Annotated in this window: 11 protein-coding genes; 5 read left to right on the top strand and 6 right to left on the bottom strand. The window is 54.3% G+C overall.

Going from position 1 to position 18401, the window contains the following annotated elements; genetic code table 11:
* Positions 1-99: 99 nt before the first annotated feature.
* Positions 100-3387 (bottom strand): WD40/YVTN/BNR-like repeat-containing protein, encoded by a 3288-nt coding sequence (locus J0A66_RS18200; protein WP_206575281.1) that lies wholly within the window; start codon positions 3385-3387, stop codon positions 100-102.
* A 352-nt stretch (positions 3388-3739) separates the two neighbouring features.
* Between J0A66_RS18200 and J0A66_RS18195 the strand changes: the two genes are divergently transcribed.
* Both J0A66_RS18195 and J0A66_RS18190 read left to right on the top strand, forming a co-directional pair.
* Positions 3740-5497, top strand: a complete 1758-nt coding sequence (locus J0A66_RS18195) for a TonB-dependent receptor domain-containing protein (RefSeq protein ID WP_206575280.1) — start codon at positions 3740-3742, stop codon at positions 5495-5497.
* A 114-nt stretch (positions 5498-5611) separates the two neighbouring features.
* A complete protein-coding gene (locus J0A66_RS18190) occupies positions 5612-6148 on the top strand; it encodes a PepSY domain-containing protein (RefSeq protein ID WP_206575279.1) in 537 nt (178 codons plus the stop codon).
* A 56-nt stretch (positions 6149-6204) separates the two neighbouring features.
* Here J0A66_RS18190 and J0A66_RS18185 read toward each other — a convergent pair whose 3' ends face one another.
* Together J0A66_RS18185 and J0A66_RS18180 are read right to left on the bottom strand one after the other, a co-directional pair.
* Complete coding sequence (locus tag J0A66_RS18185; protein ID WP_206575278.1) at positions 6205-7287, bottom strand: DUF2891 domain-containing protein; 1083 nt, start codon at positions 7285-7287, stop codon at positions 6205-6207.
* A gap of 149 nt (positions 7288-7436) precedes the next feature.
* The gene (locus J0A66_RS18180; RefSeq protein ID WP_206575277.1) at positions 7437-8030 is read right to left on the bottom strand and encodes a porin family protein; all 594 of its coding nucleotides are present in this window, start codon (positions 8028-8030) and stop codon (positions 7437-7439) included.
* A 292-nt stretch (positions 8031-8322) separates the two neighbouring features.
* On the opposite strand from J0A66_RS18180, the gene J0A66_RS18175 reads away from it, so the two are divergent.
* Entirely contained in the window at positions 8323-10380 is a 2058-nt protein-coding gene (locus J0A66_RS18175; protein WP_206575276.1) for an amidohydrolase family protein, read from the top strand.
* A gap of 309 nt (positions 10381-10689) precedes the next feature.
* On the opposite strand, the gene J0A66_RS18170 is transcribed toward J0A66_RS18175, so the two are convergent.
* Positions 10690-11907, bottom strand: a complete 1218-nt coding sequence (locus J0A66_RS18170; RefSeq protein ID WP_206575275.1) for a hypothetical protein — start codon at positions 11905-11907, stop codon at positions 10690-10692.
* Between the two features lie 170 nt (positions 11908-12077).
* Between J0A66_RS18170 and J0A66_RS18165 the strand changes: the two genes are divergently transcribed.
* On the top strand, positions 12078-13406 hold the full coding sequence (locus J0A66_RS18165; protein ID WP_206575274.1) for a M24 family metallopeptidase: 1329 nt from the start codon (positions 12078-12080) through the stop codon (positions 13404-13406).
* An 83-nt stretch (positions 13407-13489) separates the two neighbouring features.
* Here the strand turns inward: J0A66_RS18165 and J0A66_RS18160 are convergent, their stop codons facing one another.
* Complete coding sequence (locus J0A66_RS18160; protein ID WP_206575273.1) at positions 13490-13795, bottom strand: hypothetical protein; 306 nt, start codon at positions 13793-13795, stop codon at positions 13490-13492.
* Between the two features lie 600 nt (positions 13796-14395).
* On the opposite strand from J0A66_RS18160, the gene J0A66_RS18155 reads away from it, so the two are divergent.
* The gene (locus J0A66_RS18155) at positions 14396-17206 is read left to right on the top strand and encodes a PASTA domain-containing protein (protein ID WP_206575272.1); all 2811 of its coding nucleotides are present in this window, start codon (positions 14396-14398) and stop codon (positions 17204-17206) included.
* A 144-nt stretch (positions 17207-17350) separates the two neighbouring features.
* Here the strand turns inward: J0A66_RS18155 and mltB are convergent, their stop codons facing one another.
* Positions 17351-18349: a lytic murein transglycosylase B gene (gene mltB / locus J0A66_RS18150; protein ID WP_241264290.1), complete on the bottom strand. Its 999-nt coding sequence runs from the start codon at positions 18347-18349 to the stop codon at positions 17351-17353.
* Between the last annotated feature and the right edge of the window lie 52 nt (positions 18350-18401).

Genomic DNA, 18401 nt, shown 5'->3' with positions numbered 1-18401 from the left:
CTCTGTGGCCGTTTTAACTTCGGCGCACTAAACCTTCGCAATTAAAAAAAACGGCACCTTTATTGAGGTGCCGTTTGGTTTGCAGGTAAGGGTTAAGGTTTACTCGGTCATCACCGGTGTACCCATGGTCCAGGGACCGTTGGCCTCCACTATCGCCTTTTGCAGATTTGGAATGGCCTTTTCCTGCACGGCCAGCACGCGTTTGCTGATCGCATTGAGTCCTTCCAGGGCGTAATCGAACTGTTCGCGGTGCTGCTTGGTCGGACCGTAAGAGGAGCGCAGGGCAGACATGGCATAGTTCAATCTGCTGGAGACATTGGCCGGCTTAATGCCCATCCGTTCTCTTGACTCCAGACCATTGAGTTCAAAGTTAATCCCATTCAATTCACTTTGGATATCGGCGTACTGTTTTTCCAGTGCGGCAATGTCGCCGGGTGTGCGATTAAGCGCAGTGCGGATCGCTTTCATTTTCTCTTCCAACTCTTTCAGTACTTGCGTGATAGCTGAAGAACGTCTCTCTGCAGCGACGATATCTTTGCCAAACTGCAGTACTTCCTGCTGGGTTAACCCAGGTAACGTCCCCTGGTAAATCGGTTGCAATTCAAACTGCACCGGCTCAGTGAGTTGCGAAATCTTGCTACCCTCACGTTTGTAGAGTGTGGCGGTATATTGGCCTGGCGCCGCCATCAAGCCTTTACCCATCGGGTGCCAGGGCGAGGAATCTTCCTCTGCGTTTGTGACAGCGCTCAGTTTCGCGTAGGTCATATCCCAGGTAATGCGGTGGATACCTTTTTTGGTTTTTCCTTCCACACGATTGACGAATCTGCCTGATGGATCGGTGATTTCAATGTAAACGGCCGGTTTGGCTTCCTGGTTTTCCGCCTCAATGGCTTCCCAGCTCGGATACCTGGGATACTTTTCCTCTTTGACCATTTTCTTCTCAGCCTCCTGACGCTGCTCTTTGGCTGTCAACAAGCTTTCCCTGAGGAAATAGGTGAGGGTGGCGCCGTGCTCTGGATTTTTCGCCGCGAAACGATCATCGCCGTCTGTTTCGCTGTGATTGTCGTCCAGTCGGAACCATTTGACCGGTCGACTCGGGGCAAATAACAGGGCCTCGTTTTCCATGGCTTTTTCGGTCAACTGACGCAGCGGGGCATAGTCATCCAGGATGTAAATGCCGCGCCCGAATGTGCCCGCCACCAGGTCGTTTTCACGACGCTGGATTTGCACATCGCGGGTAGAGATGGTGGGGATGCCGCCACTGAGCTCCAACCATTTTTTACCGCCATCAACGGTAAAAAACACGCCAAATTCAGTACCGATAAACAGCAGGTCTTTATTGACATGGTCCTGAACGATTCGCCATACCAGGTGCTGGTCGGGCAGATCTTCTGCCAAAGACGTCCACTTCTTACCCAGATCGGTTGATTTGATGAGGTAAGGCTTAAAGTCGCCGTATTTGTGGTTATCCAGCGCCACATAGACAGTGTTGGGATCGAACAGGTCAGCGCGAATGTCGTTGACGTAGGCCGTTGCAGGCACGCCTTTGACTTTACCCAGGTCAATTTTTTTCCAGTTTTTGCCGCCGTCGGTGGTGACCTGGATCAGCCCGTCGTCGGTGCCAACCCACAGAATGTTTTCGTCAACTGGGCTTTCGGCAAAATTGGCGATGGTATGAAATTCTGACATGGCATACAGATCCCAGCCTGCTTCCACTGACCAGGTGCGGCCCATCATTGGCGTGTGCATGCGATTGCCATTTTTGGTCAGATCGCCTGAAACTGGCATCCAGCTGTCTCCCCGATCATCGGAACGCCAGACCCGTTGTGAGGCAAAATACAAGCGTTTCGGATCGTGCGCAGAGACGTTGATAGGGGCATCCCAGTTGAAACGTTCAGCCGGTTCACCAGGGCGGGGTTGTGGTTTGATATACACATTCTCACCTGTGGAGCGGTCATGGCGGTTCAGGTTACCTTGCTGCCATTGTGAATAGAGTATATCGGGGTTGCCCGGTTCAGTGGCTGGTTGATGCCCGTCACCCCCTAAGGTCAGGAACCAATCTTTGTTTTTAATGCCCTCTGTGCGGTCAGTGCGGGACGGCCCGCCCTGGGTGGAGTTGTCCTGAGTCCCTCCATATACGGTGTAAAAGGGTTGGGCATCATCGAGTGCGACTTTATAAAACTGGGCAAGTGGCAGGTTTGCCATAAAGCGCCAGTTCTGCATGCGATCGTGAGACATGTAAATGCCGCCGTCCGAGCCGATCAGGACAAAGTCCGGATCGGTGGGGTGGAAAGCCATTGCATGGTCATCCACGTGTTTACGTTTGTTATTAATGGGGGTCCAGGTTTTGCCTCCGTCATCAGACACTTTGCTGTAGTTGCTGGCAATATAGACACGGTCGAACTGGTGTTGATCGGCAAAGATTTCCTGATAGTAATGGGGGCCGGTGCCGCCACCGACTTCGTCAGACATTTTTTCCCAGCTCGCCCCCCGGTTGGCCGAACGATAGAAGCCCCCTTTGCGGTTGTCAGTTTCTATGGTGGCATACAACACATCGGGGTTAGTGGGAGAGATGGCCATGCCGATCTTGCCTAAATTACCCTCTGGTAACCCGGTTTTGAGTTTCGTCCAGGTTTTCCCCCCATCGTCTGAGGTATGGATGCCGGCGCCCGGTCCTGTTCCTACATAGGCTTCAATCTTTCTCTGGCGGGACCAGGTGGCCGCGTAAAGTTTGTCTGGATTGCGCGGATCCATCAGCAGCGATGTGACGCCTGTCCACTCGTCTGCAGTCTTGAGCACCAGTTCCCAGTTTTCACCGCCATCGGTTGTTTTGTATAACCCGCGCTCGCCGCCACCGGTCCACAATGGACCCTGGGCAGCCACCCACACTGTATCCGAGTCTTGAGGATGAACAAGGATGTCTGAAATATGCTCTGACTTTTTCAGCCCCATGTTCTGCCAGTTTTTGCCGCCATCTATGGATTTGTATACGCCATCACCAAAGCCAATATGACGACCGCCGTTATTTTCTCCTGTTCCCACCCAGATTATGTCGGAGTTGTTCGGGTCAATAGTGACGTCGCCAGTGGAATACACCGCCTGCTTATCAAAAACCGGGGTCCAGGTGGTACCTGCGTTTTCTGTTTTCCAGATGCCGCCGGATCCAACGGCAACGTACCAGGTGGAGGGATCCTTTTGATCCACTTCGATATCAGCAATACGGCCTGACATATAGGCCGGACCGATGTTACGAAGCTCCATGGCTTCAAAGGTTTTGCTGCTGAACAGGGGCTTATCGGCAGCGTCATCTTCTTTGTCCTGTGCCAGCACTTGCGCGCAGGACAGCACTAACGACGCCGCAAAAGCGGTTTTGAGTAAGGTCTTCATGTCATTCCTCAAGCAGGGTAATTATTAGTATCTACAGACAGTTAGAGAATTTTTATCATCCAGCAACGGAAGATAACAGAAGTCCACCGATACCTTGTGTGAACTCATCTGATTAATTGGCATGCTTAGCTGATTTCCAGCGCAAAACAGGCATCACTGGTTTAGCTTGTGCCGGGCCGGATAACGGCTGGAAAGCCCAGTAACTTCAGGGCAGTAAACAACCCACTTTATGATTGTTATGCAGTTAAGATTTTTCCTTGTCAGTAGTTTTCTTGTGGTCCCCTTGGCGTCAGCGGAGTTTCTGGATGATCGCATAGAGGTCACTGAGCAAGCGCCTCATTACCAAAGGTCTGTGTCAAAAGTCTTGCCAGAGCAAAAGGCCATAGATGAAACCAGCTTCAGTGCCGACAGCTTGGCGACGTTGCTGGAGCAATCCCCTTTGGTCAACCTCAATGGGCAGGGGGGCCTGTTCCAAACCGTCAATATTCGCGGCTTTGCCCGCTGGCGTATCCAGACTCTGGTCGAAGGGGTCCCCATTTATACGGAAAGACGCGCCGGTACCGCTGTCGAATTTATCCCCCCTGCCTTTATCAGCCAGGCATATATCACCCAGGGCGCTGCATCGACCCAACTGGGATCCGGGGCCATTGGCGGGGGAATCGATCTGATACTTGCCACTCCACAGCAACATGCACTGACCTACAGCTATGGGCATCTTGCCGATTACCGGGAAGTGCAGGTGCAGGGAAACGTCGCAGATGAAGGCCTCAGCTATCTGCTCAATCATCGCCATGCAAATAACAGTCAGGATGCAAAGGGTGATGCGATTCTGGATCGCTTTGAGCAACAGAGTATTGCCCTTCGCAAGCGCATGGACACCGGCAAGCTGCGTGAAGGCCTGCTGCTTTATTCCTCGGCCAATAATATCGCCAAGGCCAGTAGTGATGCTCCCGCCAAGCGTATTACCCTCTATCCGGCCAACGACCACCTGTTGGGCAAAGTACAATTCGATTGGCTGAACACCACTTTCTATCTGCATGACAGCAAACAGCTGACCCTGGTTGATCGCCCGGGCAAACGCGTTAACAGGGTGAGTAACGATGCTCTGGATCTTGGCCTGCAACTGAATGACGAACTTAAATACGGCCAAACCCTGCTAAGTTGGCGTGCTGGTATTGATGCAAGAACCGGAGTGAAGGTTTTTGAGCGGGAAGTGGACAGTGCTGGTGACGAAACGTTTGCACGACTCAACCTGGATGCACAGCAGTGGCAGGCGTTTGTGGCCTCAGAATTCGTCCGCGAAGCAGGGCAGGGCACCTGGGTAGGGGGCGCCAGACTGGCGCAGCAATACCAACATGACAACCTCTTCTCACACACCAGTGAAGATACCAACCTGAGTGGGTTTATCGGCTATGCACATACACTTAATGCAAACTGGCAATGGGCGGGTTATCTCAGTCATGCCTATCGTGTACCTAGCTTAACCGAGCGCTATTATGACGGCACCACACCCAGAGGCACCGTCAAAGGTTCAGTCGATTTAACCACAGAGACGGCGATCAATGCCCAGACCAGTCTGATCTATCAGAGTAAGGCGGTTGGCCTGTCGATAACCCTGTTTGAACAAAATATTAATGATTATATCGAACGGGTTAACCAGGCCGATGATCAGTTTGTCTATCGCAATATCGCCAGTGCCCGGGTAAGGGGTCTGAGCTACCAGGGTGGGATCGAGTTCAATCTGAGCCAACTACACTGGAACCTGGATGTTTCCGGGCAGTGGTTAGAGGGGGTGAACCCCCAGGGTCAGCGAATTGCCGATATACCTCCGGCAAAGCACCGACTTGCCCTGACGGCGTTTGGCGAGCGAAGTCAGGGATTTATTGCCTTGACGCACAGGCAGTCGAGTGATGAGCTGGCAGAGGGGGAGTTGCAGCTTGCGGACGCCACCACCATTGACGCCGGTTACCATTATCAGCTCAGCGACAGCCTCGAAATTTCGGTCAATTTAACCAATCTGACCAACAGGCAGTATGTCACCGCTCGCGATGATCTGGCACCCTTTGCCAAAGGCAGAGACCTGCACCTGTCAGTTGACTATCTCTTTTAGTGACCGGCCCTCCAATGCGCCCAGCGTCACTGACGCAGCGATGAGGGATTCGAACTTTAGCCCGCAAACCGCTATGCTACGCGGCGAATTTAGATTCAGGGGTGGTAATTAGCCGTGTCCAGCAAATTGCGACAATTCAGTCGCCAGCTTCATCTGTGGTTAGCCCTGGTGATTTTTATCCCCTCTGTGATTGTCATCGTCAGCGGTATCCTGTTGCAGGTAAAAAAGCAGTCTGACTGGATCCAGCCTCCGACGCACCAAGGTAAGGCACACACACCCAGCATCAGCTTCGAGCATGTCCTGGCCGTGGCGCAGTCAATCCCGGAGTTGAGTGTGTCTGACTGGACGCAGATCGACCGGTTGGATGTACGGCCAGATAAGGGCCTGATAAAAGTCTTAGCCGTCAACAAATGGGAAGCGCAAATCGACGCCACAAGCGGTGACGTACTGCAAGTGGCTTACAGACGCTCCGATATCATCGAAGCCATTCACGATGGCAGTTGGTTTGCCGATGCGGCGAAACTCTGGGTGTTTTTGCCGGCGGCCATTGTGCTGTTCATCATGTGGTGCAGCGGCGGCGTGTTGTTGTTTACAACTTTGAAAAGTAAATACAGCAAGAACAAGCAAAGAAAAACCAGAGAGCTAATTTAGCTGACACCGCTGATAAGCTAACAGCCGGCAACCCCTGGATTACCGGCTGTCTGGTGTCAGTCCAGTTGCCTGGCCTGTTGCAGGGCATAGACCGCAAAACTGCCCAGCCAGTGAGTGCCCTCGTAGTTATCGTCGACTATGGAAGGCAGGGAATAACGCACGTGCTCATCGGCGATGGCTTGCAGGTGGGCGTATTTTTCCGGGAAGTCGCCCACCAGGCCATACAACACCCAGGCGCGGCTGAAATTCAGGCCATCCAGGTGTACCAGCTTACCGTCACTGCGATCGCTGACCCGGGCGGGGTCAAGGCTGAAATCCTTCTCTGCCAGTTGGGGTAAAAAATCCTCCAGCCAGGTCTCGAAGGCTTTTTTGTCCAGCACTTTGCGCATGGCATCCAGTTCCTGCAGGCAGGGGGACAGAAAATCAAAACCGTTGGGCTCCCAGCCAAGGGGACAAGCCTTGTCATTGGCAAACCAGTCTTTGGCGCGCTGGGCAATCATATCCTTAAGCGGCTGGTGGCCGGTGGTCGAAGCATAGTCATAGGCCAGTGACAGGCCAAAGCCGGTATTGGGATGCTCTCCGGTGCGAATGGGGTAAATCAGCTTGGGCAGAAATTCCAGGTACTTGCTGACCATCAGGCTGGTCAGCGGCTGCAGGTTTTGCTCCAGTTGCCGGGCCAGCGGATCGTCCCACAAGTGCAGCTCCTCGGCCAGTTTCAGCAGCCAGGCCCAGCCGTAGGTGCGCTCATAAGTGCCGTTTTGCGGCATATGAAAATAGGCCACCTCGGCCTGGATATTTTCCTCGGTCATAGTCTGTTGCAGCGCCTGGCGGATGGCCTGTTGATCGGTGAGGTCAGGGAAGTGCCGCAGCAGATTCACCAGCATCCAATGCCCATGCACGCTGGAATGCCAGTCGAAACAGCCGTAAAAGGCGGGATGCAGAATCTTCGGGCCTTTCAGATACTGGGCATCCGCCAGTACCTGGTTCAGCTTATTGGGATACTCCACCTGCAGGCAATGCAGCGGCATGGCCGCGAGGCGGTTGGCTTCCTCCAGGGTGAGCTTGGGGGTGGCGGCAGTGGCAGTGAAGGGCAGCATGGCAGCACCGAGTAATAAGCTGGCGACTAGGATTCTGGACATAATACGGGCATCTGAAGGAACAATAAGAGGGCCACTATGGCAAACGACCCATACTCAGACAAGCCGGATTAAGCTGAAACGCCGGGTTAGGCGGGTTAAATACTGACACCTGTCCCGGCAAAAAACAAAGTCAGGCTGATACCGGCGGCTTAGAAACGATAGCTGACGCCAACGTTACCGCTGTTGACTTTCAGGTCTCCCATGGGCAGATGCTTAAGGCCCACGTTCATGCCCCAGCCGCTGTCCCATCGGTATTGCCAGCCCGCTTCCAGGTACAATCCCAGACCCGAATCATCAGCCAGGTTGATGCTGCCCCGGCTGATTTCATAGTCATAGTACTGGGCCCCTAGTTTACCGTACAGGCTGTTGCGCTGGCTCAGGGGAAACTGGGCGGTTGCGGCCGCCACCAAGCTTCTGTATTCCAGATCTTCCGCGTCCAAACCGAAGATCGGTTTGCGGTTGTTACGGCAAACCAGGTGGTCCCTGTCATCATCATGGCAATCCCAGTCACTGCCTTCAGTACCGCCCAACAATCCTGCCTCGAGTCCGAACTGCTCGTTGAGACTGTAGTGGTAGTAGAGGTACAGATGATCGACGCCGTTCCCGTCTTCATCGGAATTCTTGTACTCGGCGCCGCCGGAACCCAATACCAGACCCACTGAATGAGGGGAGTGCTGGGTCTCAGCCAGAACCGGCCCGGCAACAAAGAAGGCAAGTACAGTGGAAAGTGTGGTTTTTAACATAATGGTCTCCTTGAATGTGTGGCGGAGATTGTGCGCGGGGACGGGGCAAATATCTGTAAGAAGGCCGCAGTAAAGATGTATAGGGGTGTAGGAAATTGTAAGCAACTGTTTTAGGAGCTCGCAGCGGCTTAAACCCTGGCCAGTCCGTTCAGTTGCAGGGCGGTGCGACGGCGGTGGTTGTCAGCGCAGCAACTATCGCTATAGACTGACTTTTTACCTCACAGTTTCCTGCGCCGCCGATGTGCCGCCGGGGGCCTGAAAACAGGTATTCCTGTTCATTTCGGAGTGTGCAATGCGTAATATTATCCTGGGGGCCTTGCTCGGCCTGTTGTTTGGCTGCTCACAGCCGCCCGAATCAGTTGAAACCGCACAGAGCCAGGCTGGTTCGGCGCAAGAGCACCGCTATAAGGTCATGCTGAACGGCAATGTGGTGGGCCACCTGCACGCCGTCCATCAGGGCAGTGAGATTCAGGTGGATTATGATTTCAAGAGTAATGGCCGCGGCCCGGCAGCGAAAGAACAAATCAGCCTGAGCGCCCAGGGTATACCGCAAAGCTGGACCGTCAGCGGCAACACCACCTTCGGCAACCCGGTTGAGGAACAGATGCAAATCAACGCCGGCCAGGCCGTTTGGCGGGACGCCACCGGCCCGGGTGAAGCCAGCCTGGAAGAGCCCGCGCTTTATGTGCCACAAAACAGCAGTCCCTACAAAGCCTATATCCATGCCAGGGCGTTATTGCAGACAGACGGACAGGCCATGGCGGCGTTGCCTGCCGGCACCCTGACCCTGAATCAACTGGAAATCCTTGACGTCGCGGGGCCGGGGGGCAAGCTGTCGCTTAGCACCTATGCCCTGTCCGGGGCTGACCTGGATCCGGATTATCTGATCCTGGACGACCAGCAGCAGTTTTTTGCCTATATCACCCCGCGCTTTATTGTGATCCGCGAAGGCTTTGAAGGCGAGGAAGCGCGACTCCGCCAGCTATCGGCCAAATACTCAACCGAACGCTTCGAGTCCATTCAGGCCGAGTTTGCTCACCAGTATAAGGGACCGGTGCGTATCCGTGACGTGCGGGTGTTCCAGCCACAGAGTCTGAGTCTGTCAGAGCCTGTATCGGTGCTGGTGGAGGGGGACCGTATTGCCGCCATTGAGCCACTGGAGGCCAGTCAGCAGGGCGAGACCGTCATCGATGGCGCCGGCGGCACCCTGGTGCCGGGCCTGTATGAAATGCACAGCCATACCGGCGATGACGACGGCCTGATGAATGTACTGGCCGGGGTCACGTCGGTGCGGGATATGGGCAATGCCCTGGAAGTGCTGGCCGAGCTCAAAGCCAAGATCGACAGCGGTGTGCTGGCCGGTCCCCGTGTAACCCGCTATGGCATGATCGAGGGCAAGAGCCCGTCCAATAATAACAACGGTATCCTGGTGGAAAACCAGCAGCAGGCCATAGCGGCGGTACACACCTACAAAGAACATGGCTTTGACGGGGTCAAGCTCTATAACAGCATAAAAGGAGAGTGGGCCCCGGCCATTGCCGAAGAGGCCAAGCGCCTGGGCATGCGGGTCACCGGCCATGTGCCGGCGTTCTCCAATGCCAATGCCATGATCAAGGCCGGGTTTGATGAGATGACCCATATCAACCAGGTGATGCTGGGCTGGGTGCTGGCACCGGATGAAGATACCCGCACCCTGCTGCGCCTTACGGCCCTGGACAGGCTGCCTAAGCTGGACCTGACCAGTGACAAGGTCAGCGAAACCCTGGATCTGATGGTTAAAAACAATGTCGCCATCGATCCCACCCTGGCCATCCACGAATACCTGCTACTGTCCCGCAACGGCGAAACCCGCGCCGGCGTCACGGATTACATCGGGCATATGCCCCCGGGTGCCCAGCGCGCCGCCAAGGTATCCCTGGCCAAGATCGCCGGCCCCGAGCAGGATGAAGCCTACCGCGGCGCCTACGAGCAGATCCTGACGACTTTGAAAATGATGAAGGAGCGGGGCATTTTGCTGCTGCCCGGCACAGATTTGGGCGGCGCTTTTAACCTGCACCGGGAGCTGGAGCTGTACCAGCAACTGGGTTATTCACCGGCCGAACTGCTGAAGCTGGGCAGCTATGATATGGCCAGATACCTGGGCCATGAGGACAGAGGCAGTATCGAGCCCGGCAAACTGGCCGACTTTTTTGTGGTGCCCGGCAACCCCATCGAGAACTTCAAGGACATTAAGACCATCAGCCTGGTGTCCCGCGGCGGGGTGTTCTATTTCCCGACTGAGGTGTACCCGACCCTGGGCATTAAGCCTTTTACGGAAAAGCCTGAGGTGATCCAGGCAGGCGTACTTTAACAAATATCTTTTCGCGCAAGGCATGCAAGACCGCAGAGGCAAAGCAAAAGGATCTTGCTCTTCTTAGCGTATTGGCGGTCTCTGCGCGAGAAAATCAAGCACCGAAGGCTGTGGGTTAAAGACTGGTTCGCGCAAAGAGCGCAGAGGTAGCCAGGATGAAACACAGCATGATTAGGGGACCTATGGCCCCACATCAGCTACGCTACTTACGCTCTATGCAGATCCCCTTGGCGAAATGGGACGCCGAAACGCCATTAGGTTCCGCACCAAACTTCCTTTTGTGTAGGTAAAAATCAGGATGACGCCGACCTAATAATTGTACTCCGGGGAGGTTGTTCTACCTTTTGTTTGTTGCATGCGTTTAACCAGGTCTATATTCCAGATCATCCTGAATAGTTTTGTGACCAGGTAGAGAAATAGCAGTGGGAAGAGTATCGATCGCATCACAAAAGACACGATGGCGTTAAACATTGAATCAGTGGCGTTGCCGATAGTGCCTTTCAGTGATTCATATGAAAACTTATTCTTCAATTGAATAAGCTTTTTAGAAGCAGATGATACTGCGCTGCCAACATCTTCAAAGAAGCCGGATGATTCGCCGCTTAACTGGCGTTCAAGGGTACTGATCTCGGCGTCAAGCTTACTCTGCCTGAGTTCGGCAGCAGCCAACTGCTGAACCACAATCTTATATTCGGTTTCAGCCATCTCTTTTTGGGCTGCAGCCTCTTTAACTTCCTCCGACATTGACAAGAGGTTGTACCGCTGTGAAAGAGGGTACTCCTCGTACTCGCTGGTATATTTCTCTAAGGTTTGTGCTTTTTCCTGGCTAAGCGTTTCCAATTCCGCAATCTCCTGTGCCAGAATTTTTTTCTCTGCACCACGTGACTGAATATCAGCCTCGAGTTCGAGGCGAAGGTTTTCGGGGATAACGGGTTGTGGATCTAATTCAGTGATGTTTGACTGGGCCATCTCCAGAGCTTGCAGGTCTTTCTTGATATATTCATCCAGAAATATTTGCCCAAACATCCCGCTCAAAAGTGCCATCAGCACAACCAAATAGCGTAAGGCGACAAAAGTGATGAAGGTCTTAAAAGCGATTAACTGATATCTGGCTGCGCCGTAAAGTACCGTGCCTATAACAACACCGCCAGATAAGGTCAGAACAATATTGAAAAAGCTGGTCCGGACTATTTCCAGCATCACTTTCTGTACAAGCAGTGAACCTATGGCATATTTCATAACAGTGGAGAAGTCCTCCACCATATCGTTCAGTGGGTCCAATACTTCGCCAATGGAAATAGAAGTACCGCCGAAGAACTGTATGCTCAGTGTGGTTGATTGCAGTACAGAGACCCCGGCATTCATCAATCTGGCAGAACCAAATGCCAGGCCCGCGTCGACTATCGAGTCGTTCAGATAGCCGGTGGCGATAAAGTCCACAGAGCCTGTCCATGACAGCGCACACAGCAGAAGAACGATCAGTACAAATAACTTCGGGTAGACATGGGATGAACTGATAGCTTGCATCCTCACACTCCTTGTCCGTAGAAAAATTAACGAAATAAAGGACTTAACTATGTGTTATTAGTATGTATCAATATTTTGGCACTTCTACCGCACAACACTTCAAAATACCAGAGCTCTCCGGCAAGATGCACGTAGATCCTTATGCAAAATAACAAAAAACGAGAGCACCCATGCGAATACTACTGATCCTGAGTTTACTGACTGTCAGCGTGCAGGCACTGGCTCACCCTCTGCCGATGCGCGAACGGGCGGCGCTGGTTGATGAGATCCTCGAAGATAGACTGACCCATCTGTTGCCCCAACTGATGGAGCGCGAAGGCATCGATATGTGGGTGTTGATCTCCCGCGAGTACAATGAAGATCCGGTGCTGAAGACCATGCTGCCTTCCACCTGGCTGTCGGCGCGCAGACGGACCATTCTGGTGCTGTTTAATCCCAAAGAGGGCAAAGAGCTGGAGCGCCTGGCCATTGCCCGCTACGACGTGGGCAATCTGTTTAAAAAAGCCTGGGATAAGGAACAACAGCCGGACCAGTGGCTGGCCCTGAAGCAGGTTATCGAGGCCCGTGCACCGGAAAAAATCGCCATCAATCAATCCGCAGATGTGGCGCTGGCCGATGGCATTACCGCCACCGAATATGCAGAATTCAAACAGGCCCTGGGCAAAGACTGGCAGGACAAACTGGTATCCGCCGAATCCCTTGCCATCGCCTGGCTGGAAACCCGCAGCGACAAAGAGATGGCGGTTTATCCAAAAATTGTCGCCATGGGCCATCAGCTGATTGCCACCGCCTTTTCCAATCAGGTGATTACCCCAGGCAAGACCACCACCGAAGATGTAGTCTGGTGGCTGCGCGAACAAACCAGGGAAATGAAACTCACCAACTGGTTCCACCCCACGGTGTCCATCCAGCGGGCCAGCGCCGAGAAGTTTGATCATCTTAAAGCCTTCACCCAGGCCAAAGACGAACAGCTGATCCTGCCCGGTGATCTGTTGCATGTGGATTTTGGCATTACCTATCTGCGCCTGAACACCGACCAGCAGCAACATGCCTATGTGCTGCGCTCCGGTGAAACCGACGCGCCGGATTACCTGTATCAGGCCATGGCCGGCGCCAACCGGCTGCAGGATGTCTTTACCGGTAACTTCAAGGCCGGCCGCACTGGTAATCAGGTACTGAAGATGTCCCGGCAGATGGCCATGGAAGAGGGCATCAAACCCGCTATTTATTCCCACCCCATCGGCTACCATGGCCACGCCGCCGGTACGACTTTAGGTATGTGGGATGCCCAGGACGGCGTGCCCGGCAGTGGGGATCATCCGTTGCACCACGACACGGCCTATTCCATAGAGCTCAATGCCGCGAGTTTTATTGACGAATGGGACAAGGAGATACGCATCATGCTGGAAGAAGAGGCCTTTTTCGACGAATCCGGCGTGCACTATATGGACGGACGCCAGACGGGCTTTCATCTGATTCAATCGGAGCAGAAGAGGTAAGCGCCGCTTATAGCGGCTCTTAGCAAAGGTTTTGAGGCTTAAGCGCAGGCTTGGAGTACTCAAAAAAGAAGGGGCAGGCGAACCTATTGGTTTTCAAGACCGTCTAAAAATTTCGGCTTAGGCAGATCGTGCTCAAAGCCCTGGAAGCCAATCTTATTGAGCCACTCCCTGACCGCCTCTGACCATACATCGGCACTTTGTGGTGTTATTCCTTCTACCTCACGGGTGTCCGCGACAATGGCAAACTCCTGAGGTGTGAGTCGGTCTACATAACGGGAAATCAAGGCGATGGCGTTTCTGGAGGCTTCCACGTTCCATGCCCCTTTCGCGATAAACACAATGATGTCCTTATCATGCTCCACTGCGTAGCTGCCATGCCCCACAAACATACTAAACTCACTCCGGTAAATCAGGTTGCCTGTATAGAAACTTAGCAGCAAGCCAGGGAAAACACAGGCTATAAGCCGTGCCTCGCTGGTATCGGTTGTGCCAGAGATTATGAGTTCTTTCCTTTAGGTGCCGGGCCTGTATATACCATTAGCGTCCGATTCTTTTACAGTTCAGATTGTGGGCGAAATACGTCACCTCAGTTAAGCTGCTGAAATTTTTGGCTTAAAACCCATGCTCGAATGGCCGGTCTGATCCATGCATGCCTATGCGAGGTTCTCAATTTCCGTATTAATGTACTGAGATTTTGTACGACGGCGCTCAGTTCATCGTGAAAGCGTTTTGGACCAAATAAACTGTTTTTAGAAAGATAAACGGGCTTTCTAACAAAATAAGTTTAAGGAAAAAGTTGTCGTTTTTGGCCGACCCCAAGCATTACATCGGGTGCTATCAGAGAGTCCCTTCCAGCAAACAGATACCTATCAACTGACGTAAGTCATGTGATAACGGGGGCTCGACCTATGAATAGCAAACGGACGATATGCTCTGTTGTATTAACATCCTTTACCTTCCTCCTTTTCCTGCTTGGCACAGCACCCTCTGTGCAGGCCCAAACGGTGTTTGCCAGTGACTGCAATTTGGGTTTTAAGAATGTGTTTCAGGATAACGAGCCGGTCTGCGCCACCGGTCAGGCAGGCGGCTCCTTGTTTGGGGCGTCCGGCCTGGTCTGTGTGGTACCACCCGGAGCGGCGCCCAACAACGGCAACGATGTCACAGCCGGTGGTTGTAACAGCACAGGGGGATTTCCGGGAAGTTTCTTCGACCTGATGGTGTGGCTGCCGCCCCTCACCCCCGGCAACTACGACATTGTGGTGGTCAACAATCAGGGCGGCAGTGCCCGGGATGCTATTGCCGTTGTCTCCTCAGGCGGTGCGCCGCCCACGGTGGATGTTGCCGCCATCAAAGCGGCGGCCGGTGCGCAAGCGAACGCCTGGCAGAATACCGCCGACTGGGGCGCCAATCTGTCCAATAACGCGACGGCAATCTCCATTGCCTGGGCTGCGGCCACAGGTGACTGGCTGTCGGTGGCGGTGAACGTGGCTGGCACCCTTGCGGGCATACCAACGGATTATAACGGGGCGGTGTTACAGCAGGGCGGGCAAATCATTGCGGCACTGGCCGGCGGTCAGGCAGCGAAATACAAGACCTTGGAAAATGACCCGCCCGATCCGCAGTTTATGGAGTTTGTTGCCATCGATATAGGGGCGGTCAATACCGAGTTGGCAGCACAGGCCCATCTTTACCTCGGGGTGCCCCTTAGCTATCCCTTCAGTCCCAGAATTTCCGATCCTCTGGATCAGGTCAGTATTGCCCTTGCAAACAGCATGGCGGAAGAGCAGGCGATGGTCTTTTCCCTGACCCGTACCCTGGAGAAATTCCAGGGGGCAGAAGCGGCTGATGATGACTTGTTTACCTTTTTACAGGCCCAGGAACTGACAAAGTACGCCGACTTGCTGGCTGACAGACTTTCTGCCACCAGGCAACTGGCGATGGACTACAAAACTGAACTGGCGGACAAAGGCCTGGCCAGCCTGGTGTATGATGGCGCCGATATCGCCGCCCTGAATACCCGGCTGATCAACAGCGGGCTGACACCGGAAGAGGAACAAAGCTTGCGGGATTCCGGCTTTACCGATGCGGATATTCTGTTCTTATTCGACCGTATCAACGCCTTCCCACCGCCCACTGGCACCTATTCAAGGGGCGGAGGAATAGACAGCATTGTTGCGGCCATCGATACCTTCCTGCCTGCTGTGCAGCAGTTAGGATCGCAAGCTCAGGAGGTGGTCGACCATTTTGCGCCCAGCGTGACATCCGGTCATCCCACTGCCAATCCTGGCGGGCCTTATGTGGGCAATGAAGGTCAGACCTTCAATCTGGATGGTTCCGGCTCCTCCGATCCCACCGGTCAGGCGTTAAGCTTTGACTGGGACCTGGACATGGACGGCCAGTTTGATGATGCCTTCGGCAGCTTGGTCAGCCCTGTGTTTACCACGCCGATGGTGGGCAAAATGGGTTTAAGGGTCACCGACACCGACGGCAACCAGGATATCGCCTACGCCGATTTGGAGGTACAGGAGCTTAACGGGCCACCGCAAATCACGGCCTTCACGCCCGCCGAACTGACGCCGAGTGCCAGTAATCTCAATCCGCTGGGTTTCTCAGCAAGCGCCACTGACCCCGATGCCGACCCCTTGTCCTTCGAATGGCGGCTTGATAACAGCGTTGTCAGCACCGATCCATCGTGGCTGTATACCCCTGGGGTAGGGGAAACCGGCAATGCTATCGTGAAGTTAACGGTGACCGATGCCAGCACTCTGAGTCCCGACGCCATTGAAACCCGCTTTGTGCAGATTCTGGATGAAGTGCTGGTGCCTGATGTAGTGGGATTGCCCCAGGCAGACGCTGAATCAGCCATAACCGCCAGCAGGCTGGAAGTAGGCGTCATCTCTACCGCTCAGGATCCGGTTGTGCCGACAGGAAATATTATCAGTCAAACACCACAGGGCGGCAGTCAGGCCATTGCCGGTGACAGCGTCGATCTCACCCTGTCATTGGGTCCAACGCTGGTACCTGTGCCGGATGTGGTGGGATTGTCTCAGGCTGACGCCGAGGCGGCCATAGTGGCGGCCGGTCTGACCGTGGGCATTGTTAGCACGGAAAACAGCAGTACCGTTCCGGCGGGGGAGGTGATCAGCCAGAATCCCTCAGGCGGCACGGCACTGCCAGGCAGCCCGGTAGATCTGGTGATATCCGATGGACCTGTGTTAGTGGAGATTCCCAATGTAATCGGACTCTCACAGGCTGATGCACAGGCGGCTATTGTAGCCGCTGGGTTGACGGTGGGAGCGGTGACCCAGCAAAACAGCACTACCGTCCCGGTGGGGACGGTGATCAGCCAGAATCCAACCTCGGGTCTGGTCCCTGAGGGCAGCCAGGTTGACTTGGTGGTGTCCCTGGGCGCGGCGCAGATAGCGGTGCCTGATGTAGTGGGGCTGCTGCAGGCCAACGCAGAAGCAACCATCACCAACGCCGGACTGACGGTAGGCATAGTTACCTTCGAATACAGCAATGTCGTGCCACAAGGACTGGTCATCAGCCAGACGCCATCGGATGGCTTTGCAGCGCCGGGCAGCCCGGTTGATCTGGTTGTTTCTTCAGGCGTTAAAGGCGATCTGGATGGGGACGGGGATGTGGATCTGGACGATATCAATCTGATCCTGCAGGCCAGAAATCAGCCCGCGTCGGGCCCTGACGATCCCAGGGATCTCGATGGGGACGGCGTGATTACCGTGCTGGATGCACGCCTGTTAATGTTGACCTGCACCAGAGCACGCTGCGCAGTGAATTAGTCACCGGCCTGTGTGAGGAAAGAGGTTCGGGGGGGTTAGTCCGGGGGCGCCATTAAAGGGTTTTAATGGCGGCCCCAGGACTTTAGCCGGGCCCCGCAGAAGGGTGACCAGGGCCGGCTATGAACCCAGGGGGACATCCATTGGTCAGCCGGCCATGGCCGCCTTAATTTCCTGACTCAGCCGATAGACCGCCATGGCATACAGTGGGCTGTGGTTGTAGCGGGTGATCACATAAAAGTTATGCAGTCCCAGCCAGTATTCATGGCCGTCAGTCAACTCAAACTGCAGCAATTTAGCCGGTGCCTCATCGACCAGCTCTGCCGTTCCATCGATACGCACACCGCCTTTGTGCAGGCTTTGCCAGCTTTGGCTGGGCTTAAGTTTGTCGGTCAGCAGCGATGGGACCTGGGCTTTTTCCACGACGGCCGGATAGGCCACCGCCTCGCCCGGTTTCCAGCCGTTCTTACGAAAATAATTGGCCACGCTGCCGATGGCATCCTGGGGATTATTTAACAGGTCCCGGGTGCCGTCCTGGTCAAAATCCACCGCGTAGTGGCGATAGCTGGAGGAGATAAATTGTCCCCAGCCCATTGCCCCGGCATAAGAGCCGACAACACTGTTTTGGTCCAACCCCTCTTCGCGGGTCATCAGCAGGTACTGAGCCAGCTCGCTCTTAAAAAACGTTGACCGGGGTGGATAGTGAAAGCCCAAGGTATAGAGGGAGTCCAGCACTGCGTATTTACCCTGATAAGTGCCGTAGAAAGTTTCCACCCCGATAATGGCCACAATGATTTCAGCCGGCACACCAAACTGTTGTTCCGCCCGCTGTAAACTCTCCTGATGGCTTTGCCAGAACTCCACCCCTTTATTGATCCGTTTCTCGGTCAGAAACAACGGATGGTACTGGTGCCAGGGCTTGGCTTCCCAGGGCCGTTGAATTGCCTCCAGAATCGCCGGATTGGGCGCTCTGCCGGCAAACAGCCGGGTTAACTCCTCCTGCTTAAACCCATGCTCACTGACCATCTGCTCAATAAATTCCGACACAGCCGTATCCGGCTGTGCCGCCATTGAGGACTTGCTCAGGGCAAGGAGAGAGAGGAGGGCGGCCTGGCCCATCCATCTGAAAAACGGCTTTTTGTGCATAGGGTGTCCTTTAATCTAGAAGGGCCTAACCCCTCAATCTGACTCAAAGATG

The organism is Bowmanella dokdonensis (assembly GCF_017254865.1).
Lineage (GTDB): Bacteria > Pseudomonadota > Gammaproteobacteria > Enterobacterales > Alteromonadaceae > Bowmanella > Bowmanella dokdonensis.
The sequence above is the reverse complement of the archived record's forward strand: the minus strand, read 5'-3'. Positions and strand labels throughout refer to the sequence as shown.

Excerpts from the sequence above, each read along its gene's own strand:
- J0A66_RS18200 (WP_206575281.1), bottom strand. The coding sequence starts at position 3,387 with ATGAAGACCTTACTCAAAACCGCTTTTGCGGCGTCGTTAGTGCTGTCC.
- J0A66_RS18185 (WP_206575278.1), bottom strand. The coding sequence starts at position 7,287 with ATGTCCAGAATCCTAGTCGCCAGCTTATTACTCGGTGCTGCCATGCTG.
- J0A66_RS18180 (WP_206575277.1), bottom strand. The coding sequence starts at position 8,030 with ATGTTAAAAACCACACTTTCCACTGTACTTGCCTTCTTTGTTGCCGGG.
- J0A66_RS18175 (WP_206575276.1), top strand. The coding sequence starts at position 8,323 with ATGCGTAATATTATCCTGGGGGCCTTGCTCGGCCTGTTGTTTGGCTGC.
- J0A66_RS18170 (WP_206575275.1), bottom strand. The coding sequence starts at position 11,907 with ATGCAAGCTATCAGTTCATCCCATGTCTACCCGAAGTTATTTGTACTG.
- J0A66_RS18165 (WP_206575274.1), top strand. The coding sequence starts at position 12,078 with ATGCGAATACTACTGATCCTGAGTTTACTGACTGTCAGCGTGCAGGCA.
- J0A66_RS18160 (WP_206575273.1), bottom strand. The coding sequence starts at position 13,795 with ATGTTTGTGGGGCATGGCAGCTACGCAGTGGAGCATGATAAGGACATC.
- mltB (WP_241264290.1), bottom strand. The coding sequence starts at position 18,349 with ATGCACAAAAAGCCGTTTTTCAGATGGATGGGCCAGGCCGCCCTCCTC.